This window comes from Lysobacter sp. KACC 24251 (genome assembly GCF_057747755.1).
This window is the reverse complement of record NZ_CM173222.1, coordinates 850017-874573: the sequence shown is the minus strand read 5'-3', so window position 1 is coordinate 874573 and position 24557 is coordinate 850017. Positions and strand designations below refer to the sequence as shown.

Here is a 24557-nt window from a genome sequence, read left to right as displayed (position 1 = left end):
GCGCTCCTCAGTTCTTCTGGCCGGCGGCCGGCGTGGCCTGCAGCATCGCGGCCGGCTTACGGTCGATGGTGGTGCGGTTGGCCGTGGTCAGGTAAGTGCGGGCCACGCGCTGGATGTCGGCGGAAGTCACCCCCTCGATCCACGCCGGGATCTTGTTGACCACGCTGGCATCGCCCCACAGGGTCTGCAGCTTGGCCAGGGTGTCGGCGCGGTTGATGAAGGCCTCGTTGCCGTTGTACCAGTCGGCCAGCATGCGGGTCTTGACCCGCTTGAGCTCGGCATCGCTGACGCCGTCCTTGACGACGCGGGCGATCTCTTCGTCGATGGCCTTGAGCAGTTCATCGGCGCTGGAGGTGGGCTTGTACAGCGCAAAGGTGGTGAAGAGCGTGGGGCCATCGTAGGTCCACGGATCGGTCAGGCCGTACAGCGCCTCGATGTTGAGTGCCAGTTCACGACCCTTGACCAGCCCCTGATACAAGTGCGACGCATCACCGCCGGCCAGCACTTCGCCAAGCACCGCAAACGGCGCCTGGTCCTTGCTGCCGCGGTCGGGGATCTTCCAGGCGGTGGCGACTGCCGGCACCTGCGCGAGCGCGTCGGACTGGGTAATGCGCTTTTCCGCAGTGTTCAGGCCCTCGCGGAAGTCCGGCGCCTTGGGCGTCGCCCGTGCAGGGATGCTGCCAAAGTACTTCTCGGCCAGCGCGAAGCCCTGCGCCGGGGTGACGTCGCCGGCCATCGCGATCACCGCGTTGTTGGGGCCGTAGTAGTCGCGATGGAACGCGGCCACGTCCTGCAGGCTGGCGTTCTCCAGGTCCTTGAAGCTGCCGTAGCCGTCGTGGTTGTTCTCCCACTTCTGGAATGCGTGCTGGCCGATGTCGATCCACATGAAGCCGCCATACGGCTGGTTTTTCACGTTGACGCGGATTTCCTCCTTGACCACGTCCTGCTGGTTCTTGAGCGTGGCCGGGTTGAAGTCGAGCGTTTTCATGCGGTCGGCTTCCAGCCACAGGATCGGCTCCAGCGCGGACACCGGCGCGACTTCGATGTAGTTGGTGAAGTCCGGGCGGGTGGAGCCGTTGTTGCGGCCGCCGCCGCCGGTGATCACGCGATCAAACACGCCCTCGCCCGCATTGGGAGTGCCTTCGAACATCAGGTGCTCGAACAGGTGGGCGAAGCCCGTGCGGTTGCGCGGCTCAAGCCGCATGCCGACGTGGTAGACCACGCTGACGCCAACCGTGGGTGAGCTGTGGTCCTCGGACACGATCACGGTCAGGCCGTTGTCGAGCTTCTTGACCGCCACCGGCACGCTCCAGCGATCGGCATTCGGGGCTGCGTTCGCGCTGAACGTGGCCGCCGATGCCAACACCAGACCCGCCAGCAGCACCGAAACGGGGCGCTTGCGCATGGACACTCCTTAATCCGATGGAAGCGGGCACTCTAGCGCAATCGCGCCGGCACTTTCATGGGCCAGTTTTCCTGCAGGACGAGCGTGGGCGCTGGTCGGCATCCGCTGGATGACCGACACTGTCGCCCCCACCAGCCCGCGCCCACCATGTCCCTGACCCGCATCGCATTCTTCGCCAGCCTGCTGTTCGCCACGAGTGCCTCGTCGGCCGCTGCCGAGGCCCCGTTGCCCCAACTCGGGTCCTACCAGGTGGACGAACACTGGCGGCAGCCGATCACGCCGTTCAAGATCGCCGACCGCACCTGGTACGTCGGAACCGCAGGCTTGAGCGCACTCGTCGTGGTAGGCGATGCGGGCGCCGTGCTCATCGATGGCGGCATGCCGCAGGCCGCGGAGATGCTGCTGCGCAACCTGCGCAGCGTGGGCATCGCCGACGGCCAGTTGAAGTGGATCGTGCACAGCCATGCGCATGCCGACCATGCGGGCCCGCTGGCGGCGGTGCAGCGGGCCACCGGCGCGCGCGTGGCCACCAATGCCGAATCATCGGTGTTGCTGGCCCGGGGCGGCACCGACGACCTGCACTTTGGCGACAGCATCGCCTTCCCGCCCGTCAAGGTCGACCGTATGTTGCTTGATGGCGAGGTGATCGACCTCGGCAACGTGCAACTGACCGCGCATTTCACTCCAGGCCACACGCCGGGCAGCCTGAGCTGGAGCTGGACGGATACACGCGATGGCAAAGCCGTGCGCATCGTCTACGCAGACAGCATGAGCGCTCCGGGCTACGACCTCATCGGCCACGCCCGCTACCCGCGCATCGTCGACGACTACCGCGCCACCTTCGCCAAGGTGCGAGCCCTGCCCTGCGACGTGTTGATCACTCCCCACGCCGATGCCAGCGGCTGGGCGCCGGGCACCACTACGCCGCATGCCAAACCGATGACCTGCCGCGAGTACGCCGACAAGGCCGGGCAGAAGCTCGACGCGCAACTCGCCGCCCAGCGCAAGGCCATGCCCTGATGCCATACATGCCGATCGTCGCCACTTTGGGTTACGTGCTCTCGCCGGACGGGCGCGAGGTGCTGCTGGTGCACCGCAACGCGCGCCCCGGTGACCAGCATCTGGGCAAATACAACGGCCTGGGCGGCAAACTCGAGTCGGACGAGGACGTGGTGGCGGGCATGCGCCGCGAGATCCACGAGGAAGCCGGCATCGAATGCACGGAGTTGACCCTGCGCGGCACCATCAGCTGGCCCGGCTTTGGCAAGCACGGCGAGGACTGGCTGGGCTTTGTGTTCCTGATCACCGGCTTCACCGGCAAGCCTCCGGCCAGCAATGCCGAGGGCACGCTGGAATGGGTGCCGCTGGAACGGATCCACGACCTTCCCATGTGGGAGGGCGATCGCAACTTCCTGCCGCTGGTGTTCGACGACGACCCCCGCGCGTTCCACGGCGTGATGCCCTACCGCGACGGGCGGATGGTGTCGTGGAATTACTCGCGGATCTGAGCCCTCACGCCGACTCGCGCCCCGGCTCCTCGCCTTCCTGCAGGCCGACATTGCTCGACGCCGCGTTGTAGACCTCCTGGTCCAGCAGCCCGGTCTCCTTGGCCACCAGCACCGGCACCAGCATCTGCCCGGTCACGTTGGTCATGGTACGCATCATGTCGAGCACGCGGTCGATGGCGACGAGGTAGCCGATGCCCTCCAGCGGCAGGCCCGCCGCCGACAGCACCAGCGTCACCATCACGATGGCGGTACCCGGCACGCCCGCCGTGCCGAAGCTGCCGAGCACCGACGCCACCAGGATCGTGAAGTACTGGCTGGGCTCCAGCTGGAGCCCGAAATACTGCGCGACGAAGATGGAGGTCAGCGCCGGATAGATCGCGCCACAGCCGTCCATCTTGATGCTCGCACCGAGCGGCACCGCGAACGCCGCGTAGTCCTTGTCCACGCCGAGGTTGTGGGTGACCGAGCGGATGGCCGCGGGCATCGACGCGAAGCTGGATGAGCTCACGAACGCCACCTGCATGCCCGGCGCCGCGCCGCGGAAGAACTTCAGCGGGTTGAGCCCGTGCACCGCCACCAGGCTGCCGTACACCACGATGATGTGGATGGCGCAGGCAAGGTATAGCGCGAACACATAACTGCCCAGCGGCAGCAGCTTCTCGAATCCGTAACTGCCCACCAGCGATGCAATGAGGCCGAAGGTGCCGATCGGGGTGGTTTCCAGCACGAAGCGCGTGACCTGCACCATCACGTCGCTGGCCTCGCCGACCAGCTTGCGGATGCCGGCCACCTTCTCGCCCAGCTTGACGAGCGCGAAGCCCACCAGCCCAGCGAAGAAGATCACCTGCAGGATGGTGCCCTTGTTGGTGAGGTAGGTGACGCCGTCTTCCTTGTACGTGCCGGCGCCGGCCAGCGCCTGGAACGGGTTGGCGGGGATGATGTCCAGCAGCACCTGCACCGGCGAGGGCAACTCGCGCACGGTGTAGTCCGGCGCCATCGACAAGCCGGTCAGGCCGACACCGGGCTTGAGCACCCAGCCCACCGTGAGGCCCACGCCGACCGCCAGCGCCGCAGTGATGCCGAACCACAGGAAGGTACGCCCGCCCAGCGCCGCCATCGACTTCTGTCCGTGCAGGGACGCGACCGCGTTCATCACCGCGAAGAACACCAGCGGCACCGCGATCATCTTGATCAGGGTCACGTACATCGTGCCGAAGGGGCCGAACCAGGTGTCGGCAGCCGGCCCCATCGCCCAGCCCGCCAGCGCGCCGAGCACGAAGCCGGCCACCACCCGCTGCCAGAACGGAATGCGGAACCACGCGGAGATCAGGGACATGGGCATGCCATCAGGGGCCAGTTCCGGACAATAACCGAGCCGCCGCTCCCGCGCGATGCCGCAGATGCAACACACAGCACGCTGATTCGCAACAAAGCCGGGGCATAATCCACCGATTCCATTCGCTCCTGTATTGATCGCCTGCATGCCTTCGTTTCCTGCGCCGCAGCGCGTACTGCTGCTCGCTCCCGTGCTGCTCGCCAGCGCCTGCACCACCCTGTCCCGTCCTGCCACGGACGCCAGCCGCGCCGCCGCCCCATCCGCGAGCGCGAACGTCCACGCGGTCGACGTGCCGGCCATCCGCCATCCCTCCGGCGAGACGCCCGACTGGTGGTACCGCGACGGTGCGGCGCAGGCGGCGGAGCGCGGCGCGATGGGCGGCGGGGCGAAGAACGTGATCCTGTTCGTCGGCGATGGCATGAGCCTGACCACAGTGGCCGCCGCCCGGATCCTGGAGGGCCAGCGCCAGGGCCATCCCGGCGAGGAGAACCGCCTGGGCTGGGAGCGCTTCCCCTACACCGCGCTCAGCAAGACCTACAACACCAATTCGCAGACGCCCGACTCAGCCGGCACCATGTCGGCGATGGCGACCGGGGTGAAGACCCGGCTGGGCGTGCTCAGCGTGGGCCAGCAGGTGTCGCGCGGCGACTGCGCCGGGGCACTGGCCGCGCCGATGCTGACGCTTTGGGAATCCGCCGCCGCCCAGGGTCTCGCGACCGGAGTGGTGACCACCACCCGCGTCACCCATGCGACGCCGGCTGCCACCTTCGCCCATTCCGCCGACCGCAACTGGGAGAACGACGCCGAGCTGAGCGAAGCGGCGAAGTCGGCCGGCTGCATCGACATCGCGCGGCAGATGGTCCACTCGCGCTTCGGCACCGGCCCGGAGGTGCTGATGGGCGGCGGCCGCGGGCAGTTCATGCCGGCAAGCCAACGCGACCCGGAATACGACGACAAGGTCGGCCAGCGCCTGGATGGGCGCGACCTCATCGCCGAATGGAAGCAGCGCCATCCGCGCGGCCACTACGTGTGGAACGCCCGGCAACTGCAGCAGGCGCCCGCCAATGCACCGCTGCTGGCGCTGTTCGAACCCGACCACATGCAGTACGAACACGAGCGCAGAGGCGACCGCGCCGGCGAGCCCTCGCTGGCCGAGATGACCCGCTCGGCCATCACGCGCCTGCGCAACAACCCGAAGGGCTACGTGCTGCTGGTCGAAGGCGGCCGCATCGACCACGCGCACCACAAGGGCAACGCCCATCGCGCGCTGGTCGACACCATTGCGCTCAGTGATGCAGTCAAGGTCGCGGACACGATGACGTCCGCCGAAGACACATTGATCCTGGTCACCGCCGATCACGCGCACACGCTGGGCTTCGTCGGTTACCCGGTGCGCGGCAATCCCGTGCTGGGCAAGGTGCGCGGCACCAGCGGCGAGGACGGCGAACCCGGCACCCTGGCGCGGGACGCGTTGGGCTTGCCTTTCACCACGCTCATCTACGCCAACGGTCCGGGTTACGTCGGCGCCACCACGCAGTCGCCCGAGGGCCCGAAGTCATTCGCACACTCCACCAGCGGCTATAAGGCCGCGACGCAGGGCCGCCCGGACCTGACCGATGTGGATACCGAGCACCCGGACTTCCTTCAGGAAGCGATGGTCCCACTGTCCAGCGAGTCGCATGGCGGCGATGACGTGGGCATCTGGGCGCGCGGCCCCGGCAGCGAGGCGGTGCGCGGCAGCGTGGAGCAGAACACGATCTACCACTTCATGCTGCAGGCGATGCCAGTACTGCGCGAGGCGCAGTGCGCCCAGGGTTTCTGCAATCGCGAGGGCGTGCCCGTCACCCGACCGCCTTGGCTCAGAACGGCTTGGCCAGCACCAGGTACACCACGGCCACCAGCAGCACCAACGGCACTTCGTTGAACCAGCGCAACGACTTCGAAGAGGGCAACGACTTGCCGGCGTCCGCGCCCTTCAGCCAGCGCCCCGCGACGATGTAATAGGCGAACATCAGCGCCACCAGCAGCAGCTTCGCGTGCAGCCAGCCGCTGCCGGCCACCACCATCGTGGGCAGGCTGGGGAACACCCGGTAGCCCAGCCACAGCACCAGCCCGAGGACGAAGGCCACGCCGAACATGTGGTGGCCGAAGCGGTAGAGCCGGCGCCCCATCAGGACCAGTCGCGCCCGCACCGCCAGGTCGTCACCCGCCTCCGCCAGGTTGACGAGGATGCGCGGCAGGTAGAAGACGGTGGCCATCCAGGCGATCACAAAAACAAGGTGGGCGGTCTTGAGCCAGAGGTAGGCATGCATGCGGAACGGTCCAGGCGGGGTTTCAACGCGATAGGATCGCATGCCCCGGCGCGCGATCGCGACGCCCGCTCCTTGGCCCGCCACCTCATGCCCACTCCCATGACCAAGCAATACGACGCCGCCTACTTCGAACGCTGGTACCGCGACCCCGCGTTGAAAGACCAGGCCATCGGCGGCAGCGCGCGATTGGCGCGCAAGGTGGCGATGGCGGTCGCCACCGCCGAATATCACCTCGAGCGCCCGATCCGCACCGTGCTGGACATCGGCTGCGGCGAGGGCGCGTGGCTGGCGCCGCTGCGCAAGCTGCGACCGCGCGTGCAGTACCTGGGCTTCGACAGCAGTGAGTATGCGATCGGCCGTTACGGCGCGCGTCGCAACCTGCACCTCGCCCGCTTTGGCGACTTCGAGCACCTGCGTCCGTGCCCGCCGGTGGACCTACTGGTGTGCAGCGACGTGCTGCATTACCTCGACACGCGCGAACTCGACCGCGGGTTGCCCGCGCTGGGCGAGCTTTGCGGCGGCGTGGCGTTCCTGGAAACGTTCACCCGCGAAGACGGCATCGACGGCGACACGCACGGGTTCAAGCGCCGGCCGGCCCGCTTCTACCGGGAGCGTCTGGCGGGCGTGGGGTTGGTGCTGCTGGGCTCGCACCTGTGGCTGTCGCCCGAGCTGCGGGCCGGCGTGGCGGCACTGGAACTCCCCGGCAACGCCTGAACAGCATCGTACTTGGCGGGCTCCGGACCACTGCGGGGAGGGCCAGCTCGCCACAAAGCGGGAGGGGGTCCCGCCGCCTACCCGGCGTTAACCTTTGCGCGGCGTGATTCCGTTACGCTGCACTGCAGCATTGCCGATGAACAGGGCGGACACGATGTTTCTTTACCAGCTTCATGAGCTTGGCCGAGCCTGGATGGCGCCGATGACCTACTGGGCCGATGCCGGCTCGAAGATGTTCTCCGCGCCTGGCAGCTGGCTGTCCACCGTGCCGGGTGCCACGCGCATCGCCGCCGGCTACGAGCTGATGTACCGCGTGGGCAAGGACTACGAGAAGCCGGAATTCGGCATCCACAACATCGACATCGAGGGCGCGTCGTACCCCGTCGTCGAGAAGGAGATCATCCGCAAGCCGTTCTGCCGACTGCTGCGCTTCAAGCGCTACACCGACGATGCCGGCAACCTGGTCGAGCTGAAGGACGACCCCTCCGTGCTGGTGGTGGCACCGCTGTCGGGCCACCACTCCACGCTGCTGCGCGACACGGTCAAGACGCTGCTGCGCGACCACAAGGTGTACATCACCGACTGGGTGGACGCACGCATGGTGCCGGTGGCCGAAGGCCCGTTCCACCTGGATGACTACATCGCCTACGTCCAGGAATTCATCCGCCACATCGGCGCCGACAAGGTGCACGTGATCAGCGTGTGCCAGCCCACCGTGCCGGTGCTGGCCGCGGTGTCGTTGATGGCGTCGCGCGGCGAGACCACGCCCCGCTCGCTGGTGATGATGGGGGGCCCGATCGACACGCGCGAGAGCCCGACCCAGGTCAACGATCTCGCCGCGCAGAAGCCGCAGTGGTGGTTCGAGTCGCACCTGGTGCATCCGGTGCCGTCCAACTATCCGGGTGCGGGCCGCCGCGTGTACCCGGGCTTCCTGCAGCACAGCGGGTTCGTGGCGATGAACCCCGAGCGCCATTTCGAATCGCACTGGGATTTCTACCAGAACCTCATCAAGGGCGATCTCGACGACGCCGACGCCCACCGCCGTTTCTACGACGAGTACAACGCCGTGCTCGACATGCCGGGCGAGTACTACCTCGACACCGTGCGCATCGTGTTCAAGGAGCACTTGTTGCCGCGCGGCCTGTGGGACGTGCGCGGCGAGCGCGTGAAGCCTGGCGACATCAAGGGCACCGCGCTGCTGACCATTGAAGGCGAACTGGACGACATCTCGGGTCAAGGCCAGACCCGCGCGGCGCACAAGCTTTGCACCGGCATTCCCGAGCAGGACCAGCACCACCTGACCGTGCAGGGCGCCGGCCACTACGGCATCTTCAGCGGCCGTCGCTGGCGCACCCAGGTGTACCCGAAGGTGCGCGACTTCATCGCCCAGTACGCGAAGTAACGGTTCAGTTGTACTGCGCCGACTTGACCAGCAGGTGCTTGGCCAGCATGCCGTGCAGGCGGCCGATACCGCGCGCCACGTGCAGGGTGATGAAGAGCAGCAGCACGCCCCCGAGCAGCATCAGCGGCAACATCCAGGCCTCCGCCGAGGTGCCCCAGGCGGTGCCGTCGAGGCCCACCACCTGCCATCCCGCGTAATCGACGTTGGCGGTGGCCAGCCCCGTCCACACCGCGATGGGCGCGGCGATGAAGGCCAACGACATCGCGAGCAGGGTCACCGCGATGGTGAAGTAGCCCACGCCCAGCGGCAGCATCGCGAGGAAGTAGAGCAGCGTGCCCCAGGTACGCGGATCGGTGAACAGGGCGGCGATGCGTTGCTGCCAGGGCCGCCCGCGGTTGGCGTACAGCGGCCGGCGAGGCATGCGCTCGCCCAGCATTACTTCGATCAGGCGGCCTTCGACCAGCGACAGCACCCGCACGGAGCCGAGGAACAGCAGCAGCAGTGGGACGCCGATGATCAGCACCAGCGTGCCCAGCGACACCGACGCGCCGGCGACCACCCAGACGAAGTAGAAGATGCCGGTGGCCAGGGACAGCAGCATGTAGAACAGCGCGGCATAGGCGCGCGGGTCCGCCACCACGCCGAAGAAGCGCCCCAGTGCCGAGCGGCGCGGGGGGGCCATCGGGGTGCGCAGTGCGGCCTGCACCTTCACTTCTGTATCGCGGTAGATGTCGGCGACCTCGTCGGGGGCGCCGTAGCTGCCGGCCACCGCGGCGATGACCTCGGCCTCGTTCTTGCCGGGGTTCTCGGCCAGCTCCGAGCGCAGGTATTCCTCCGCGTCGTACAGGGCATCCTGCACCAGCGCCGGGTCGGCGCCCGTCAGTGCAACGCGCAGGCGATCGAGGTACTCGGGGATGGTGGTGGGCAGGCCACCGGGAAAGTTGGAGGCGTTCATTGCGGTATCCCCTTGAGCACGGAATCGACGGAATCGCGGGTGGCGCGCCACGCGGCGGCCCAGTCACGCAGGGACTGGCGGCCCGCGTCGGTGAGTTGGTAGTAACGCCGCGGCGGCCCCGCCACGGACGGTTCGACATGGCTGCCCAGCAACCCGGCCCCTTCCAGATTGCGCAGCACCGGGTACAGGGCGCTCTGCTTGCCGGTCAGCACGCCCCCGCCATCGCGCTCCAGGCGCTTGGCGATCTGGTAGCCGTACATCGGCTCGCCGACCTCCGCCAGCACCGCGAGCAGCGCCAGCGAGACGGTGCCGGTGCTCAGCTCCTTCTGGAACTTCCTGAGTTGGGCATCGAGGTCGGTCATGGCGGGATCCACTAGCTTGAAGTGGATACTAGTACCAACTTCGATATAGCGCCCCTGTCATTAGTCATCCGGGTCGAAGGTCAGGCCGGCCCTGCCGACCTCGTCGGCGCGCGAAGCCGCGTCTACACTCGACGGCTATCGCCCACGCACCCCGCCAAGGAACGACCCGATGCGCCTGACGCCGCCTGTCCTGTCCGCGCCTGCCCTCCGCCCGCGCCCCCTCCGCACGCTCGCCCTGTCCGCGCTGCTCGCGTGCGCGTGTCCGCTGGTTCTGGCCGCCGAGCCGGCACCCAAGGCACGCACCACGCAGGAGATCCTCGATGGCAGCCGGCCTTCCGACTGGCGCCCGCTGGACCCCGCGCGCACCCTGTACATGGAGCTGTCCAGCGGCCGGGTGATCATCGAACTGGCACCGGAGTTCGCTCCGGCACACGTGGCCAACATCACCACGCTGGCGCACCAGGGCTATTGGGACGGCCTGGCCATCATCCGTTCGCAGGACAACTTCGTCGTGCAGTGGGGTGATCCCAATGCCGACGACGCGGCCAGGAAGAAGCCGATGGGCAGCGCGAAGGCCAAGTTGCCGGCCGAATTCGAGCGCGCGTCCAAGGGACTGGCGTTCCATGCCCTGCCCGACATCGATGGCTGGGCGCCGCAGGCGGGCTTCGTCGATGGCTTCGCCGTCGGCCGCGACCCCAAGGCCGACCGTACCTGGCTGGCGCACTGCTACGGCGCGGTGGGCGCCGGTCGCAACAACGAGGCGGACTCCAGCACGGGTGCCGAGCTGTACGTGGTGACGGGCCAGTCACCACGCCAGCTGGACCGCAACATCACCGTGGTCGGCCGCGTGGTGAAGGGCATCGAACTGCTGTCGGCGCTGCCGCGTGGCACCGGCCCGCTGGGCTTCTACGAGAAGCCCGAGCAGTACGTGGGCATCCGGACCATCCGCTTGGCGCGTGACGTGCCGGAAGCGGAACGCACGGCGCTGCAGGTGCTGCGCACCGATACGCCGCTGTTCGATGAGCTGGTGGAAGCCCGCCGCAACCGCCGCGACGACTTCTACAAGCGACCGGCGGGCCACATCAACGTGTGCAACGTGCCTCTGCCCACGCGCGCGCCGCCAGCCGGTTGAGCGGCCCGACCAAAGCCGCATCGCGCCGGCTCGGTGGGCTGCCTACCATCGGGGCCAACGCGACCGCACACTGAGCCCATGCGCCTGGCCTTCTTCGCCGACCTGCACGCCAACCGCGAGGCCTTCGAGGCCTGCCTGAAGCGGCTGCGCAGGATCGGCTTCGACCGGGCGGTGGTGCTGGGCGACCTCGTCGGCTACGGCGCCGACCCGGCGTGGACCGTGGATACGGTGCAGCGGCTGGTCGAAGACGGTGGCGTTGCCGTATTGGGCAACCACGACCAGGCCGCACTGCGGGGCCCCACCGAGCACATGCACGCGGAAGCGCGCGCCGCCATCGAATGGACGCATCACCAACTGGACGACGCGCAGCGCGCCTTTCTCGCCAAGCTGCCACTGACGGTGGAAGACGAGGACCGGCTGTACGTGCACGCCAATGCGTGGGCGCCCGCCAATTGGGGCTACATCACCAACGCGCGCGCCGCCACGCAGAGCCTGGCCGCGACACGCCAACGCATCACCTTCTGCGGACACATGCACGAGCCGGCGCTCTATCACACGCGCCCCGGCGGGCTGGATGCGGGCCATTTCACCCCGCGCACCGACTTCCCCATTCCGCTGGCACCCACACTGCGCTGGCTGGCCATCCCGGGTTCGGTGGGACAGCCCCGCGACGGCAATCCCGCCGCCTGCTGCGGGTGGATGGACACCGAGCGCAATAGCCTTACGTGCCTGCGCGTGCCGTACGACCACGAGGCCGCCAGCGCGCGTATCCTGCGCGCCGGCCTGCCGCCGGGCTTCGCTGCACGCCTGGGCGAAGGACGCTGACATGCCAGTCCACGTGCACGCGGGAATGCAGATCGGCGGCTTCGAGCTGCTGGGCCCGTTGCACGAAGGCGGCATGGCGACACTGTGGCGCGTGCGCCACCCGGACCACGCCGACGAGCTGCTGATGAAGCTGCCGCGCATCGGCTACGGCGAGGTCGCCACGCACATCGTCGGCTTCGAAGTGGAACGGATGATCCTGCCCGCGCTCGACGGCCCGCATGTGCCGCGCTTCATCGCCAGCGGCGATTTCGAGGACCAGCCGTGGCTGGTGATGGAGCACCTGCACGGCGAAACGCTGCGTCCGCTGCTGGACCGCGCGCCGCTGCCGCCCGCGCATGTCGCCGAACTGGGCGCCGCGGCCGCGACCGCCATCCATGCGGTACACCGCCAGCAGGTGGTGCACCTGGACATCAAGCCGAGCAACCTGCTGCGCCGGGCCGACGGCACCATCGCCCTGATCGACTTCGGCCTGTCGCACCACGCGCACCTGCCCGACCTGCTGGCCGAACAGTTCAACATTCCCATCGGCACAGCGCCGTACATCGCGCCGGAGCAGGTGCTGGGCGTACGCAACGACCCGCGCAGCGACCTGTTTGCGCTGGGGGTGACGCTCTACCACATGTCCACCGGCGAGCGGCCGTTCGGCAACCCCACCAGCCCGGCGGGGCTGCGCCGCCGGCTGTACCAGGATCCAGCGCCCCCGCGCGCACTGCGCAAGGACATCCCGCGCTGGCTGCAGGAAATCATCCTGCGCTGCCTGGAAGTCGACCCCGACCAGCGCTACGCCACCGCCGCGCAGGTGGCCAACGACCTGCAGCACCCCGACCAGGTGCCACTGACCGAACGCGCCGAACGCGAGCACCGCGCCGGCCGCTGGACGCGGATGCAACGCTGGTGGCGCAGCAAGGGCCATGAGCACGACCCGCGCGGCCGTCCCGGCGAGCACCTGCACGAAGCCCCGTTGCTGATGGTCGCGGTCGACCTGAAGCAGCACGACTCGCGCCTCACCGATGCATTGCAGTTGGCGGTGCAGCGCGTGTTGCTGGCGTTTCCCAAGGCCCGGCTGGCCTGCGTCACCGTGATGCGCACCCCGCGCATCGGCATGGACAGCAACATCGACGCAGAAGGCCGCAACCGCCACGTCAAGCGGCTGCTGGCACTGCGCCACTGGGCGCGCGACCTCAAACTGGGGGACCGCCCGTTGACCGTGCACGTGCTGGAGCACAGCGACCCGGCCGAGGCGCTGATCGAGTTCGCGCGCAACAACCGCGTCGACCACCTGGTGATGGGCGCACGCGGCATCACCGGCGTGCGCCGACTGCTGGGTAGCGTGTCGGCGCGCGTGGTGGCCGAGGCGACGTGCACCGTGACCGTGGTGCGCGCGCCCCAGCCGGAGGAGAGCGCCCCCGCTTAGAACTTCATCCAGAAGCGGGCGAAGTAGCTCGCACCGTTGATGCCGAACTGCACGCTTTCGTAGATGTGGCCGTTGTCGGTCTCGTTCGGGTCCTGCCTGGTCGGGAACACGTCGAACACGTTGGCCGCGCCCACGGTGAACTTTGCCTTGTCGGTGAAGTTGTAGGTGAGGCTGACGTCCGCCGAGGTCTTGGCGTCGTAGCGCTGGTACAGCCCATCGCCGGTCCAGGTGCCAAGGGTCTGCTTGCCGAAGTGGATGACCTTCAGGCTCGGCGCCCACTTGCCCCAGGCGTAGTCGAAGCCTGCGACCGCCTTCAATCGCGGCGCGGCGCCTTCGATGAAAGAGCGCTCGCGCTCGTTCAGCAGGGTGTCCTCGCGGCCGGCCAGTTCCGGCGGGGTGTGCACCTGGGTGATCTCGGTCTTGCCGTAATTCAGCCCGAGGAAGCTGGCCAGCTGGCCGCCGCCCAGCGCCATGTCGTGCGACACGGTCAGGTCCACGCCGGTGGTGCGGGTGTCCACCGAGTTGAAGAAGAAGCGTGCCAGGCCCACGCCCAGGTCATCCAGCGCACCGCCGATGTTGGGGTCGGTGTTGTCGAACTCGCCGCTGAGCACCACGCGGTCGTCGATCTCGATGCGGTAGGCATCCAGCGTCACCGACAGGTTGTCGCGCGGGGTCCAGGTCAGGCCCAGAGTGGCGCTGGTGGACTGTTCCTCCACCAGGTTCGGGATGCCCGCGGCCCGTGCCAGCGCGCTGTCGTTGGGCGCGATGACGATGTCCACCGGCTCGCCGCCGATGAAATCGGTGATGGTCGAGGAGAAATACTTCTGCTGCAGCGACGGTGCGCGGAACCCGGTGCTGACCGAACCGCGCAGCAGCAGGCTGTCGGTCGCATGGTAGGCGGCCGCCAGCTTGCCGTTGAGGGTGTCGCCGAAGTCGCTGTAGTCCTCGTAGCGCGCGGCGAACCCCGTCATGAAGCGATCGGTGACGTCCAGCTCGAAGTCCATGTACAGCGCGGTGCTGTCGCGGCTGCGGTCGGTCACGTCGCCGGGCTGGAAGCCCGGGAAGCCCTGGCTGCCCGCGTTGCCGCCCTCGCCCACGCCATCGACGTCCGCGTACGAACCCGGCTCGCCGGCACGGATGCGGTAGCGCTCCTCGCGTGCCTCGGCGCCGAAGGCCACGTTCAATCCGTTGAGCACGCCGTCGAAGTAGCGCGACACGTCGAAGTTGGCAGTGTCCTGCTCGAACGAGAAGCCGCCCGCGTCGAACTGTGTGGGACTGATGCCCGCGCCGCCGTTGATCAGGTCCAGGTTGGCGATTGACGCGTTGAGCGTATTGCGGATGGTGTAGTTGAACTCGTTGTAGCCGTGGGTGTACGACATGTCCCAGTGCCACGCGCCCGCTTCGCCGCGCAGGCCGATGATGCCGTAGCGGTCATCCAGCACGCCGTCGATGAAGGGTACGAAGCCATCCGGGTACATGGCCTCGGAGTTGCGCGACGGGATGTCATCGCTGCCGATGCCGCCACGCGCCCACGCGGCCGACGATGCGTCGCGGTTCTGCATGCCCGCGGTGAAGTACACCTCGGCCACTTCGCCCAGCGGCGCGTCGCCGTTGAGGTACACGGTGCGGTTGGTCACCTTGGAGTCGCCGATGGTGCGCAGCGGGTTGAAGTCGGTGGCGCGGTTGGAGCGGTCGCGGTCCTGCCATTCGCCGGTGACCGACAAGCCGCCGCCCATCGCGAAGCCGACGCCGCAATAGGCGGAGGCCAGCCAGTTCTCGCCGTCACCGCGCGAGTACTGACCCCAGCCGAGCACGGTCTCGCAGCCCTTGCTGCGCTTGAGCGCGATGTTCATGACGCCGGCGATGGCGTCGGAACCGTACTGCGCCGCCGCGCCATCGCGCAGGATCTCGATGCGGTCGATGGCCAGCAGCGGGATCGCATTGAGGTCGGTACCGGTGTTGCCGCGATCACGCGCGCCGTAGATGTTGACCAGCGACACCGTGTGGTGGCGCTTGCCGTTGACCAGCACCAGGGTCTGGTCCGACCCCAGGCCACGCAGCGCGGCGCCGTCCACCAGGTCGGCGCCGTCGGCGCCCGTCTGGCGGGTGGAGTTGAATGAGGGGGCGGTGTACTGCAGCGTCTGCGCCAGGTCGAACTGAGCGCCCTGCTCGGCGGCGGCGGCCATGGGCAGCACGTCCACCGGTACCGGCGTGGTGGTATCGGAGGCGCGGTCGATGCGGCGCGAACCGATCGTGCGCACAACGTCGACCTGGGTGACCGGTTCGTCCGGAGCCGCAGTGGGCGCGGCCTCCTGGGCGACGGCGGAAACGGCAACCGGCAGCGAAAGCGCGAGCGCGACGGCCCGGCACAGCGTGGTGCGACGTGCGTTGAAAAGCATTGGCGATGTCCCCGAAAGTGGATGTAACCCCCTGTTACCACCCCAATCTAGCCGGGCGCCTCACCCGCCGTCCATGCCCCCGACACCCGTGCCACGGCAGACGCAGAAGCGCATCGGACCTGCGCAGTCACGACAGCGCAGGACAACAAGATGCGGACTCAACCGCCCCCGATCCGGGAGCGCCCCAGCACCTCGTGCTGGAACAGGCACATACGCAAAACGTCGTGGTATCGGCCGTCGCTGAAGAACTCGTCGACCAGCACGCCCTCGCGGCGGAAGCCCGCGCCCTCGTACACGCGGATGGCGCGGGCATTGTCCACGTCCACCAGCAGGTAGAGCTTGTACAGGTTGAGCATGCGGAAGGCGTAGTTGATCGCCAACCGCGTGGCGATGCGCGCGTAGCCCCGGCCCTGGTGCTCGGGTGAAACCATGATCAGGAATTCCGCGCGCCGGTGCAGGTGGTCGATCTCCACCAGTTCCACCAGACCCACGCGGTCGCCCGCCGCGTCCTGGATGATGAAGCGGCGCTCGGACTGGTCGTGGATGTGCTTGCGGTACAGCTCCTCCAGCTCCACGAACGATTCGTAGGGCTCCTCGAACCAGTAGCCCATCACGCTGCGGTTGTTGTTCAGGACGTGCACGAAATGCAGGTCGCCGCGCTCAAGCGGCCGCAGGGTCAGGAGGGGCGTAGGCGGTTCCATGGCGCCAGCCTACACCGCTGGCGCGAGGTCCGGTTGACGCCCCGTCCACAGCGGCCGGGGCCATCACGCGGCCTTAGCCAGCGCCTGCCTAGCCTGACCTTCCCCACTCCACTGAGCCTTCCCATGCCCATGCTCCGCCTGCGCGTCACCGGCAGCGAGGACGATGTCCGCGCCATCGGAAACCTGCTCACCAGCCTGGATGGCATCGAGCACGTCGAGGAAGTCGGCGACCTCATGCCGCACATGGACGACTTCGATTCCAGTTCCGCCGGCCTCAGCGACACCACCGGCCCGGACATGCACGAAATCGAGATCGACGCGCCCAATCCCTCCACTGCGCTCAAGGTGCGCGAGGCCGTGGAAGCGCTGGCCTTCGAGTTGGACGTGCTGGTGGAGTTCGAGGAAGAGGACCAGTAGGCCGCCCCCAACCTCCGGCGCATGCGGCGCGACGGCGGTGCGGCTATCCTCGGGCGGTCGCGGTCCTGCCGCCTGCCCGAGCCCCCCATGCGCACCTCGCTCCTGCCCCTGACCGCGGCCATGCTGGCCGCCTCGATCGCCACCGCCTGCAAGCCTTCTGCCCCGCCCGCTCCAGCCCCCGACAGCCAGGCCGTACAGGCGCCGAACGGGCAGGCAGACCAGCAGTTCGCCGCCCTCTCCAAGCGCTGGCTTGACGGCTGGCTGCCGCTCAACCCGGTGGCCGCCACCCAGATCGGCGACCACCGCTTCGACGACCAGTTGGATGACCTGAGCGCCGCCGGCCGGCAGAAAGCCGTGGACTTCAGCAAGAAGCTGCTGGCCGAGCTGGATGCGATGGACACCAACCACCTCTCGCGCGAGAACCAGATCGACGCGGCGATCCTGCGCAACCAGTTGCAGGCCGACGTGTGGGGCGTGGAAACGCTGCAGTCGTGGGCATGGGACCCGCAGGCCTACAGCGGCTTGGCCGGTGGCGCGATCTACAACCTGATGGCGCGCGAATTCGCGCCGATGCCGCAGCGGCTCAACGCCGCCACCGCGCGCATGGAGAAGATCCCCGCGCTGTTCCAGCAGATGCGTGAAAACCTCGATCCCGCCCGCGTGCCGAAGATCCACGCCGAGACCGTGGCCAAGCAGAACGCGGGCGTGCTCAGCCTGATCGACACCTTCATAACGCCCAACGCCGGCCAGCTGCAGGGGGCCGAACGCAAGCGTCTGGACGATGCCGTCGCCGCCCTGCGCAAGGCCGTGGCCGAGCAGCAGGAATGGTTGGACAACACCCTGGTCCCGGCCGCCAAGGGCGACTTCCGCCTCGGCCAGACGCTGTACGACGAGAAGTTGAAGTTCTCACTGAATTCCTCGCTGTCCCGGCTTGAGATCAAGCAACGCGCCGAGACCGAGATGACCCGGGTGCGCACCGAGATGTACGCCATCGCCCAGCAGGTGCTGAAGGACAAGCCGGGTGCGCCGGAGATGCCGGCCAAGCCCAGCCCCGAGCAGCAGCAGGCCGCCATCGAAGCCGCGCTGGAGCTGGCCTACGCCGAGCGTCCCGCGCGCGACAAGGTCGTCGACTTCGCCAAGCAGACGTTGGCCGACGCCACCGCCTTCACCAAGGCCAAGGACCTGGTCACCGTGCCCGCCGACCCGGTCAAGATCATCCTCATGCCGGAGTTCCAGCGCGGCGTGGCGGTGGCCTACTGCGATTCGCCGGGCCCGCTGGACAAGGGCCTGGACACCTACTACGCCATCTCGCCGATCCCGGATGACTGGTCGCAGGAGCAGGTAGATTCGTTCCTGCGCGAGTACAACAACCGCATGATCCACCTGCTGTCGATCCACGAGGCGATGCCGGGCCATTACCTCGAGGGCGCGCACTCGGTGCAGAACAAGTCGACGCTGCGCGCGGTGCTGCGTTCCGGCCTGTTCGCCGAAGGTTGGGCCGTGTATACCGAAGACGTGATGGCCGACGCCGGCTACCTCGACAACGATCCGTTGTTCCGCCTGGTGCAGCTGAAGTTCTACCTGCGCACCATCTCCAACGCGATCCTCGACCAGGGCGTGCACGTGGACAACTGGACGCGCGAGCAGGCGATGGAGCTGATGACCAAGGGCGCGTTCCAGCAGGAGCGCGAGGCCGCGGGCAAGTGGGTGCGCGCGCAGCTGACCAGTGCGCAGCTGCCGACCTACTTCGTCGGCGCGCAGGAGCACTTCGACATGCGCAAGGCCGTGGAGACCAAGGAAGGCGCCAACTTCAACGCCAAGCGCTACCACGATGCCGTGCTGTCGTACGGCGCACCGCCCGTGCGCTTCGTGCGGCAGATGTTGTTGGGCGAACCCATCAAGTGACCGGCAAGGGGCGCAAGCCTCGTGCAAGCGCGGGCGGCGACCAGTTCGCCGCCCCACCCAACCGCGAGCCGGAACGCGCCATCGCACCCCCGTCGGGAATCCGCGTGGGCATCGGGGGCTGGGTGTACGCGCCGTGGCGCGACAACTTCTACCCCAAGGGGTTGGTGCAGCGCCGCGAACTGGAGTACGCCAGTCGACACGTCACCGCCATCGAGGTCAACGGCACCTATTACGGCAGGCAGAAGCCGGAAACCTACGCCAGATGGGCCGCGGAAACGCCGGAAGGCTTCGTGTTCTCCGCCAAGGCGCCGATGCGGATCATGCAATCCAAGGTGCTGGCCAAGACCGGGCCGCAGGTAGAGGACTTCGTCGGCGGCATCGTCTCGCTGGGCGACCGCCTCGGTCCGCTGGTGTGGCAGTTTGAGCGTCCCGGTCTGCAGCGCGAGGACTTCAGCGCGTTTCTCGGGTTGTTGCCCACCACGGTCAACGGCCGCCGGCTGCGCCACGTGCTGGACGTGCGCGACCGCGACTTCGTGGACGCGGATTTCATTGCGCTCGCCCGTCGTCATGGCATGGCCACGGTGTTCACCGACTCCGACGAGCATCCGTCCTTCGCCGATGTCACCGCGGACTTCGTCTACGCGCGGCTGATGCGCACCCGTGCGGAGGTCGCGACCGGCTACCCGGCCGATGAACTGGACCGCTGGGCGCAACGAGCCCGCACCTGGGCCAGTGGCGGGCAACCCGAGGGTCTGCCCTATGTCAGCGCCGACGCGGCACCCGCCATGCCGCGCGAGGTGTTCGTGTACTTCATCAGCGCCGCCAAGGAGCGCAATCCCGCGGCAGCGATGGCGCTGCTGCAGCGCCTCGCCAAGTGACCGCTCACGCGCGCTGCGCGGGCAGGCGCTTGTGCGGCTCGACGATGATGCGCTTCCTCAGGATGCGCACCTCGCCGACCATCAGCAGCCGCAGGTCGCGGACGATGTAGTCCGCCAACGCCGCGTCGTCGATGTCGTCGCCGTCGATATCCAGGCGGAAGTCCTGTCCCTGCAGCCCGCCGCCATTGCTGAAGCGGATATCGAAGTCGAAGACAACGCGGTGTTCCATGCGGCTCAAGCGCTCTTCTGGCTCAACGCCACGCTGCCCAGGATCAGTGCACCCGCAATGCCCATAGTGAGCGTCAGCGGCTCATCCAGCAGCAGCCACGCCCACGCCACACCGAACACCGGGATCAGGTAGGTCACCGTGGAGGCGCGGCTGGCGCCGATGCGCGCGATCAGCCGGTAGTACATGACGAAGGCCGCGCCGGTGCAGACCACGCCCAGCATCGCCGCCGAGAACCACGACGAAGCAGGAATTGGCGCCTGCGGCCAGGTGGCCACCGCGAACGGCAGGGTCAACAGCGCCGACACGCCCAGCGTGGCCGAGGCCACAGCCGCGGGTGGCAGGCCAGCCAGGTGGCGGCGCACCAGGTTGATGCCGATGCCGTAGAGGAAGGCCGCGCCGGCGCCGGCCGCCACCGCCCACGAGATGCTCGCGCCCGCGGCCTTGCCGCTGGCCAGCACCACCACGCCGGCAAAGCCGACCAACAGCGCCATCGCCCGGCGCGAGCCAATCTTCTCGCCGAAGAACAGGAAGCCCACCAGCGCGGTGAACAACACCGTCATCGCATTGGCAATCGCGCCGACGCCGGCTGGCGCGCGCTGCGCCGCCCAAGCGAACAGCATGAACGGCACCGCCGAATTGATCGCCCCGATGATCGCCAGCTTGGGCCACAACCGCGCTGGGAACTGCGCACGCGCCCGCCACAGGAACGGCAGCAGCACCAGCGAGCCCAATGCCAGGCGCACTTCCACCAGCGGCATCGCGCCGAAATGCGGCGCGGCCACGCGCATGAACAGGAACGACGCGCCCCAGATGGCACCGAGCACGCCCAGTTCCAATGGCGTCAGCCACGCGCGGGTGGAGGGGGTGTCGAGGGCGGGGACCGCGACGCTGTTCATGGGGAGGCTCCAATCTGGCTCTTGCCGAGCGCACATTGTCCTACCCCCGCCGCCATCCACAAGCGCATACTTTCCCGGTCAGACACAAACCAGATTTGAGGCTCCCATGGCCCTGCGATCGGACTGGCTCCCGGCCCTGGCGGCGTTCGAGTCGGCTGCCCGCCACCAGAACTTCGCCCACGCCGCGGAGGAGCTGCATCTCACCGCAAGCGCGGTCAGCCACCACGTGCGCAAACTGGAAAGCCGACTGGGCGCCGTGCTGTTCCAGCGCCACGCCCGCGGCGTCTCGCTCACTGCCGAAGGCCGCCAGTTGGCCGATGCCGCGGGCAGCGCACTAGCGGACATGGAAGAGGCCCTGCGCCAGTTGCGCACCGCGCGCCACGAGACCAACCGCGTGCGCATCACCACCCTGCACTCGTGGGCCAATACCTGGCTGCTGCCGCGGCTACCCGCCTTCGCCGCCGCGCACCCGGAGGTGCGCATCCACATCGACACCGAGATCGCCCTCACTCGCTTCGACGAAGGCGGACCCGACCTCGGCGTCCGCCACGGCGCGGGGCATTGGCCTGGGCTGACCGCACAGGCGCTGATGGATGAATCCCTGTTCCCGGTGGCCTCCCCCAGCCTGCCTGGCCTGGCCGAGGTAACCGAACCCGCGCACATCCCGCGCCTGCCCCTGGTCGCCGACCTCGGGCGCCAGGGCTGGCCCGACTGGTTTCGCGCAGCCGGCGTGCACGGGGTCGACACCGACGCCCGCTATGTCTTCAGCGACTCCACCGATGCGCTGGAAGCCGCCGCCCGTGGCCTGGGCGCCATGGTCGCGCGCGACCGCATCACGACCGACTACCTGGCCAGCGGCCGCCTGGTGCGACTGCCCGGCCCGGTGATAGCCGCACGCTGGAACTATTACGTGGTCTACCCCTCGCACCGCCGCTTGCGCCCGGCCGCCCGAACCTTCCTCGACTGGTTGATGGCGCTGCCCAAGGACTGAGGGGCCCGTGCGACCAAAGTCATCCCCGACCCACGACGACTGCTACGCACCTGCCCGATAATCCCCCCATGCCCATGACCCCTGCCGCCAAAGCCCAGCTTCAGATCCACTTCTGCGTGCTGCTGTGGGGCTTCACCGCCATCCTCGGCAAGCTGATCACGCTGCCGGCGCTACCGCTGGTGTGGTGGCGCATGGTGCTGGTGGTAGTGGCGCTGGCCTTGGTCCCACGCGTGTGGCGCGGACTGCGCGCAATGTCGGCACGGGTGATGCTGGCCTACTGCGGCATTGGCGCGCTGGTGGCGCTGCACTGGCTGACCTTCTACGGCTCGATCAAGCTGTCCAACGCCTCGGTCGGCGCCACCTGCATGGCGCTGGCCACGGTATTCACGGCGCTGGTGGAACCGTGGTTGGCCCGCACCCGCTTCTACAAGCGTGAACTGATCCTGGGCATCGCGGTGCTGCCCGGCGTGGCGCTGGTGGTGGGCGGCGTCCCGGCGGACATGCGGCTGGGCATCGCGGTGGGCGCGGTGTCGGCGCTGTTCGTGGCGCTGTTCGGTTCGCTCAACAAGCGCATGGTCGAACACGGCGACGCGCTCACCGTCACCGCACTGGAGTTGGGTGCGGGTGCGTTGACCCTGACCCTGCTCGCGCCACTCATGCCGGCGATCTTCCCCGCCTTCGCCGGCGACCTGTTCGTCATGCCCTCCACCAGCGACGCGCTCTACCTGCTGGCGCTCGCGATGGCCTGCACGCTGCTGCCCTTCACCCTGTCGCTGGTGGCGCTGCGGCACATGAACGCCTTCGCCGCGCAGATGGCGGTGAACATGGAGCCGGTGTACGCCATCCTGCTGGCCATCGTGCTGCTGGGCGAGCAGCACGAGCTGACCACGCAGTTCTACCTGGGCGTGGTCATCATCCTGGCGGCGGTCTTCGCCCAGCCCCTGCTCAACCGCCTGGCCAACCGCCACCCCGTGGACCACCCCGAGGTGCTGGGCACGGCCGAAGCCAAGCACATCGCCGACTGAGCCATTTCGTGGCAGGCTAGAGCCACCGCCGCCACGCTGGCTCGCATGTACCTCGAGTATTACGGCCTCAGGGAACCGCCGTTCTCGATCACGCCCGATCCGCGCTTCGTGTTCCTAAGCGAGCGCCATCGGGACGCTTTGGCACACCTGCTGTACGGCATCGGCCAGGGCGGGGGCGGCGGCTTCGTGCAGCTGACCGGCGAGGTCGGCACCGGAAAGACCACCGTCTCGCGCCTGCTGCTGGAGCAGGTACCGGACAATGCGCGCGTGGCGCTGGTGCTGAATCCGCGGCTGAGCCCGATCGAGCTGCTGGAGACCATCTGCGAGGAACTGCACCTCGATCTGGAAGGCAGGCGCGGCAGCGTCAAGCAACTGGTCGACCTGCTCAACCGCTACCTGCTCGACGCCTACGCGCAGGGTCTGCGGGTGGTGCTGATCATCGACGAGGCCCAGAACCTGTCCGTCGACGCACTGGAACAGGTGCGCCTGCTGACCAACCTCGAGACCGACACGCAGAAGCTGCTGCAGATCATCCTGCTCGGCCAGCCCGAACTGCGCACCATGCTGGCGCGCGAGGACCTGCGCCAGCTTGCGCAACGCATCACCGCCCGCTTCCACCTCACCCCGCTCAACACCGCCGAGACAGACGCCTACCTGCGCCACCGCTACAAGGTGGCCGGCGGCCAGCGTTTTCCGTTCACCGACACCGCCACCCGGCGCATCCACACCTGGTCGCGCGGCGTGCCGCGGCTGACCAATGTCATCGCCGAACGCGCGCTGCTGGCCGGTTATGCGCACGACGAGAGCATGATCGGGCCGAAGTGGGTCGACGAGGCCGCACGCGAAGCACTGGCCCCCGCCCCGCGCCACGCGCGACGTTGGCCGATGGCGGCGGCCGCGGGACTCGCGGTCGTGGCCCTCGCGGCCACGCTGTGGTGGTGGCCACGCGGGCAGGATGCAGTGGCCCGGGATGCGTCCACCTCCGCGGTGCCCAAAGCCAGTGATCGCGGCTCCGGTACTTCCTCCGGCGCGAATGTCGAGACTGCGGCCAATCGCACCGATGATGCGAGCAACGGTGCGGCCACCTCCGACACAGCCAACTCCGGCACTGGGCCCCGCGCCGCAGGCAGGATTCCGCACCTCGATGCCGCCGGGCTGCAGGGCGCAATTGCCACCGCGGCTGCCTCGCCCACGCTGGCCTGGCAACACCTGCTGCAGGCCTGGTCGCAGCCGGCCACCGCGGCGGCCGCCGCGACTGTCTCCGCCTGCCCCGCGCAGGTGTCGGGTGGTCTGCACTGCCTGCTAGGCCAATCGCAGCTGGATGCGCTGGTCGCGCTGGGGCGGCCAGTACTGCTCAAGCTGCGCAGCGAAGGGCACACGGCCTGGGGGCTGCTGCTCGGTGCCGACGCGGTCAGCTTGCGGCTGCAACTGGGCGCGCAGACCATGGACATCGACCGCATCGCCCTGGCACGCGTGTGGCAGGGCGAGTACGCCGCATTCTGGCGCGCACCGGACCACGTGCGGCCGCCCTTTGTGGCCGGTCAATACGGCCCCGCAGTGGAGTGGATCCATGCGCGGCTGCAACCCGCGTATCCCGGCCCGGAGGTGCTGGATGCCGCCATGCTCGGCGCCATCCGCCAGTTCCAGGCCACGCGCGGCATCGCCACCGATGGCGTCATCGGCCCGGAAACCCTGATGGCCCTGGCCGCGCGAGATCGCGGCCCGCGACTGCGCACCGTGCTGGAGTAGCC

Annotated in this window: 23 protein-coding genes; 14 read left to right on the top strand and 9 right to left on the bottom strand. The window is 68.4% G+C overall.

Translation table 11 applies throughout. From position 1 onward, the window contains the following. Nucleotides 1–7: 7 nt before the first annotated feature. On the bottom strand, nucleotides 8–1405 hold the full coding sequence (locus tag AC3ARF_RS04140; protein WP_498930534.1) for a M16 family metallopeptidase: 1398 nt from the start codon (nucleotides 1403–1405) through the stop codon (nucleotides 8–10). Nucleotides 1406–1552: 147 nt separating this feature from the next. Here AC3ARF_RS04140 and bla point away from each other — a divergent pair, with 147 nt between their 5' ends. Both bla and AC3ARF_RS04130 read left to right on the top strand, forming a co-directional pair. Next, a complete protein-coding gene (bla, locus tag AC3ARF_RS04135) occupies nucleotides 1553–2425 on the top strand; it encodes a subclass B3 metallo-beta-lactamase (RefSeq protein WP_498930532.1) in 873 nt (290 codons plus the stop codon). Continuing rightward, nucleotides 2425–2913 (top strand): NUDIX hydrolase, encoded by a 489-nt coding sequence (locus AC3ARF_RS04130; RefSeq protein WP_498930530.1) that lies wholly within the window; start codon nucleotides 2425–2427, stop codon nucleotides 2911–2913. The genes bla and AC3ARF_RS04130 overlap by 1 nt, the downstream gene beginning before the upstream one ends. Nucleotides 2914–2917: 4 nt before the next feature. On the opposite strand, the gene AC3ARF_RS04125 is transcribed toward AC3ARF_RS04130, so the two are convergent. Continuing rightward, nucleotides 2918–4249 (bottom strand): dicarboxylate/amino acid:cation symporter, encoded by a 1332-nt coding sequence (locus tag AC3ARF_RS04125; protein WP_498930528.1) that lies wholly within the window; start codon nucleotides 4247–4249, stop codon nucleotides 2918–2920. A 145-nt stretch (nucleotides 4250–4394) separates the two neighbouring features. Here AC3ARF_RS04125 and AC3ARF_RS04120 point away from each other — a divergent pair, with 145 nt between their 5' ends. Beyond that, the gene (locus AC3ARF_RS04120; RefSeq protein WP_498930526.1) at nucleotides 4395–6173 is read left to right on the top strand and encodes an alkaline phosphatase; all 1779 of its coding nucleotides are present in this window, start codon (nucleotides 4395–4397) and stop codon (nucleotides 6171–6173) included. On the opposite strand, the gene AC3ARF_RS04115 is transcribed toward AC3ARF_RS04120, so the two are convergent. Then, on the bottom strand, nucleotides 6109–6561 hold the full coding sequence (locus tag AC3ARF_RS04115) for a HemJ family protein (protein WP_498930524.1): 453 nt from the start codon (nucleotides 6559–6561) through the stop codon (nucleotides 6109–6111). The two genes, AC3ARF_RS04120 and AC3ARF_RS04115, sit on opposite strands and share 65 nt — an antisense overlap. A 99-nt stretch (nucleotides 6562–6660) precedes the next feature. Here AC3ARF_RS04115 and AC3ARF_RS04110 point away from each other — a divergent pair, with 99 nt between their 5' ends. Next, a complete protein-coding gene (locus AC3ARF_RS04110; protein ID WP_498930522.1) occupies nucleotides 6661–7275 on the top strand; it encodes a class I SAM-dependent DNA methyltransferase in 615 nt (204 codons plus the stop codon). Nucleotides 7276–7429: 154 nt separating this feature from the next. Beyond that, a complete protein-coding gene (locus AC3ARF_RS04105; RefSeq protein ID WP_498931751.1) occupies nucleotides 7430–8677 on the top strand; it encodes a polyhydroxyalkanoate depolymerase in 1248 nt (415 codons plus the stop codon). 4 nt (nucleotides 8678–8681) lie between these two features. Here the strand turns inward: AC3ARF_RS04105 and AC3ARF_RS04100 are convergent, their stop codons facing one another. Then, on the bottom strand, nucleotides 8682–9632 hold the full coding sequence (locus AC3ARF_RS04100) for a sensor domain-containing protein (protein WP_498930520.1): 951 nt from the start codon (nucleotides 9630–9632) through the stop codon (nucleotides 8682–8684). Continuing rightward, complete coding sequence (locus AC3ARF_RS04095; RefSeq protein ID WP_498930519.1) at nucleotides 9629–9994, bottom strand: PadR family transcriptional regulator; 366 nt, start codon at nucleotides 9992–9994, stop codon at nucleotides 9629–9631. The genes AC3ARF_RS04100 and AC3ARF_RS04095 overlap by 4 nt, the downstream gene beginning before the upstream one ends. Before the next feature lie 169 nt (nucleotides 9995–10163). Between AC3ARF_RS04095 and AC3ARF_RS04090 the strand changes: the two genes are divergently transcribed. The 3 genes from AC3ARF_RS04090 to AC3ARF_RS04080 all read left to right on the top strand — a co-directional run bounded on the left by AC3ARF_RS04090 (nucleotide 10164) and on the right by AC3ARF_RS04080 (nucleotide 13365). Continuing rightward, nucleotides 10164–11126, top strand: a complete 963-nt coding sequence (locus AC3ARF_RS04090) for a peptidylprolyl isomerase (protein ID WP_498930517.1) — start codon at nucleotides 10164–10166, stop codon at nucleotides 11124–11126. A gap of 78 nt (nucleotides 11127–11204) precedes the next feature. Continuing rightward, nucleotides 11205–11951, top strand: a complete 747-nt coding sequence (locus AC3ARF_RS04085) for a metallophosphoesterase family protein (protein ID WP_498930515.1) — start codon at nucleotides 11205–11207, stop codon at nucleotides 11949–11951. 1 nt (nucleotide 11952) lies between these two features. Then, nucleotides 11953–13365 carry a serine/threonine protein kinase gene (locus tag AC3ARF_RS04080; RefSeq protein ID WP_498930513.1) on the top strand — a complete coding sequence of 471 codons (1413 nt, stop codon included), beginning with the start codon at nucleotides 11953–11955 and terminating at the stop codon, nucleotides 13363–13365. On the opposite strand, the gene AC3ARF_RS04075 is transcribed toward AC3ARF_RS04080, so the two are convergent. After that, nucleotides 13362–15764, bottom strand: a complete 2403-nt coding sequence (locus AC3ARF_RS04075; protein WP_498930511.1) for a TonB-dependent receptor plug domain-containing protein — start codon at nucleotides 15762–15764, stop codon at nucleotides 13362–13364. The genes AC3ARF_RS04080 and AC3ARF_RS04075 overlap by 4 nt on opposite strands. 158 nt (nucleotides 15765–15922) lie before the next feature. Next, a complete protein-coding gene (gene speG / locus AC3ARF_RS04070; RefSeq protein WP_498930509.1) occupies nucleotides 15923–16465 on the bottom strand; it encodes a spermidine N1-acetyltransferase in 543 nt (180 codons plus the stop codon). Between the two features lie 123 nt (nucleotides 16466–16588). Between speG and AC3ARF_RS04065 the strand changes: the two genes are divergently transcribed. The 3 genes from AC3ARF_RS04065 (at nucleotide 16589) to AC3ARF_RS04055 (ending at nucleotide 19665) form a co-directional block, all read left to right on the top strand. Beyond that, nucleotides 16589–16882, top strand: coding sequence for a hypothetical protein (locus AC3ARF_RS04065; RefSeq protein WP_498930507.1), 294 nt, complete (start codon nucleotides 16589–16591; stop codon nucleotides 16880–16882). A gap of 87 nt (nucleotides 16883–16969) precedes the next feature. Then, nucleotides 16970–18787 carry a DUF885 domain-containing protein gene (locus AC3ARF_RS04060; protein ID WP_498930505.1) on the top strand — a complete coding sequence of 606 codons (1818 nt, stop codon included), beginning with the start codon at nucleotides 16970–16972 and terminating at the stop codon, nucleotides 18785–18787. A gap of 80 nt (nucleotides 18788–18867) precedes the next feature. Continuing rightward, complete coding sequence (locus AC3ARF_RS04055; RefSeq protein WP_498931749.1) at nucleotides 18868–19665, top strand: DUF72 domain-containing protein; 798 nt, start codon at nucleotides 18868–18870, stop codon at nucleotides 19663–19665. Between the two features lie 4 nt (nucleotides 19666–19669). Here the strand turns inward: AC3ARF_RS04055 and AC3ARF_RS04050 are convergent, their stop codons facing one another. After that, a complete protein-coding gene (locus AC3ARF_RS04050; RefSeq protein WP_498931747.1) occupies nucleotides 19670–19894 on the bottom strand; it encodes a cyclase in 225 nt (74 codons plus the stop codon). A gap of 5 nt (nucleotides 19895–19899) precedes the next feature. Then, entirely contained in the window at nucleotides 19900–20790 is an 891-nt protein-coding gene (locus AC3ARF_RS04045; RefSeq protein WP_498930503.1) for a DMT family transporter, read from the bottom strand. 106 nt (nucleotides 20791–20896) lie between these two features. On the opposite strand from AC3ARF_RS04045, the gene AC3ARF_RS04040 reads away from it, so the two are divergent. The 3 genes from AC3ARF_RS04040 (at nucleotide 20897) to AC3ARF_RS04030 (ending at nucleotide 24555) form a co-directional block, all read left to right on the top strand. Next, complete coding sequence (locus AC3ARF_RS04040; protein ID WP_498930501.1) at nucleotides 20897–21781, top strand: LysR substrate-binding domain-containing protein; 885 nt, start codon at nucleotides 20897–20899, stop codon at nucleotides 21779–21781. 68 nt (nucleotides 21782–21849) lie between these two features. Beyond that, complete coding sequence (locus AC3ARF_RS04035) at nucleotides 21850–22806, top strand: DMT family transporter (RefSeq protein WP_498930499.1); 957 nt, start codon at nucleotides 21850–21852, stop codon at nucleotides 22804–22806. 45 nt (nucleotides 22807–22851) lie between these two features. Continuing rightward, entirely contained in the window at nucleotides 22852–24555 is a 1704-nt protein-coding gene (locus tag AC3ARF_RS04030) for an ExeA family protein (protein WP_498930498.1), read from the top strand. Nucleotides 24556–24557 lie beyond the last annotated feature (2 nt).

Coding starts and splice junctions, on each gene's coding strand:
- AC3ARF_RS04140 (WP_498930534.1), bottom strand. CDS start 1,405: ATGCGCAAGCGCCCCGTTTCGGTGCTGCTGGCGGGTCTGGTGTTGGCA.
- bla (WP_498930532.1), top strand. CDS start 1,553: ATGTCCCTGACCCGCATCGCATTCTTCGCCAGCCTGCTGTTCGCCACG.
- AC3ARF_RS04130 (WP_498930530.1), top strand. CDS start 2,425: ATGCCATACATGCCGATCGTCGCCACTTTGGGTTACGTGCTCTCGCCG.
- AC3ARF_RS04125 (WP_498930528.1), bottom strand. CDS start 4,249: ATGTCCCTGATCTCCGCGTGGTTCCGCATTCCGTTCTGGCAGCGGGTG.
- AC3ARF_RS04120 (WP_498930526.1), top strand. CDS start 4,395: ATGCCTTCGTTTCCTGCGCCGCAGCGCGTACTGCTGCTCGCTCCCGTG.
- AC3ARF_RS04115 (WP_498930524.1), bottom strand. CDS start 6,561: ATGCATGCCTACCTCTGGCTCAAGACCGCCCACCTTGTTTTTGTGATC.
- AC3ARF_RS04110 (WP_498930522.1), top strand. CDS start 6,661: ATGACCAAGCAATACGACGCCGCCTACTTCGAACGCTGGTACCGCGAC.
- AC3ARF_RS04105 (WP_498931751.1), top strand. CDS start 7,430: ATGTTTCTTTACCAGCTTCATGAGCTTGGCCGAGCCTGGATGGCGCCG.
- AC3ARF_RS04100 (WP_498930520.1), bottom strand. CDS start 9,632: ATGAACGCCTCCAACTTTCCCGGTGGCCTGCCCACCACCATCCCCGAG.
- AC3ARF_RS04095 (WP_498930519.1), bottom strand. CDS start 9,994: ATGACCGACCTCGATGCCCAACTCAGGAAGTTCCAGAAGGAGCTGAGC.
- AC3ARF_RS04090 (WP_498930517.1), top strand. CDS start 10,164: ATGCGCCTGACGCCGCCTGTCCTGTCCGCGCCTGCCCTCCGCCCGCGC.
- AC3ARF_RS04085 (WP_498930515.1), top strand. CDS start 11,205: ATGCGCCTGGCCTTCTTCGCCGACCTGCACGCCAACCGCGAGGCCTTC.
- AC3ARF_RS04080 (WP_498930513.1), top strand. CDS start 11,953: ATGCCAGTCCACGTGCACGCGGGAATGCAGATCGGCGGCTTCGAGCTG.
- AC3ARF_RS04075 (WP_498930511.1), bottom strand. CDS start 15,764: ATGCTTTTCAACGCACGTCGCACCACGCTGTGCCGGGCCGTCGCGCTC.
- speG (WP_498930509.1), bottom strand. CDS start 16,465: ATGGAACCGCCTACGCCCCTCCTGACCCTGCGGCCGCTTGAGCGCGGC.
- AC3ARF_RS04065 (WP_498930507.1), top strand. CDS start 16,589: ATGCCCATGCTCCGCCTGCGCGTCACCGGCAGCGAGGACGATGTCCGC.
- AC3ARF_RS04060 (WP_498930505.1), top strand. CDS start 16,970: ATGCGCACCTCGCTCCTGCCCCTGACCGCGGCCATGCTGGCCGCCTCG.
- AC3ARF_RS04050 (WP_498931747.1), bottom strand. CDS start 19,894: ATGGAACACCGCGTTGTCTTCGACTTCGATATCCGCTTCAGCAATGGC.
- AC3ARF_RS04045 (WP_498930503.1), bottom strand. CDS start 20,790: ATGAACAGCGTCGCGGTCCCCGCCCTCGACACCCCCTCCACCCGCGCG.
- AC3ARF_RS04040 (WP_498930501.1), top strand. CDS start 20,897: ATGGCCCTGCGATCGGACTGGCTCCCGGCCCTGGCGGCGTTCGAGTCG.
- AC3ARF_RS04035 (WP_498930499.1), top strand. CDS start 21,850: ATGCCCATGACCCCTGCCGCCAAAGCCCAGCTTCAGATCCACTTCTGC.
- AC3ARF_RS04030 (WP_498930498.1), top strand. CDS start 22,852: ATGTACCTCGAGTATTACGGCCTCAGGGAACCGCCGTTCTCGATCACG.